The 388-nt window shown below is 52.6% G+C and carries 1 protein-coding gene; it reads left to right on the forward strand.

Annotated features, from left to right (window positions below; all coding sequences use genetic code 11):
- Nucleotides 1-388, forward strand: a 388-nt coding sequence (locus E0L35_RS26080) for a hypothetical protein (protein ID WP_212751735.1), incomplete at both ends; no start/stop codon positions are given.

The raw sequence follows: 388 nt of genomic DNA on the forward strand, positions 1-388 counted from the left end.
GGATGAGGGTAGCACATTGACTAAAACGGGGGCTGGTACACTGGAGCTGACCGCCAGCGGTACAACGCAGTCGGCGGTACGTGTCGAAGAAGGCACCCTGAAAGGTGATGTTGCTGATATCCTTCCTTATGCTTCGTCACTGTGGGTTGGTGATGGGGCAACGTTCGTTACTGGCGCGGATCAGGATATTCAGTCAATTGATGCTATTTCTAGCGGCACTATCGACATCAGCGATGGTACGGTTTTGCGCCTGACCGGGCAGGATACTTCCGTCGCCCTTAATGCCTCACTATTTAACGGCGATGGGACGCTGGTGAATGCCACCGATGGTGTGACGTTGACAGGTGAGCTTAATACCAACCTTGAAACTGACAGCCTGACTTATCTT

It is taken from the genome of Halomonas sp. ATBC28, assembly GCF_005937175.1.
Classification (GTDB): domain Bacteria; phylum Pseudomonadota; class Gammaproteobacteria; order Pseudomonadales; family Halomonadaceae; genus Vreelandella; species Vreelandella titanicae.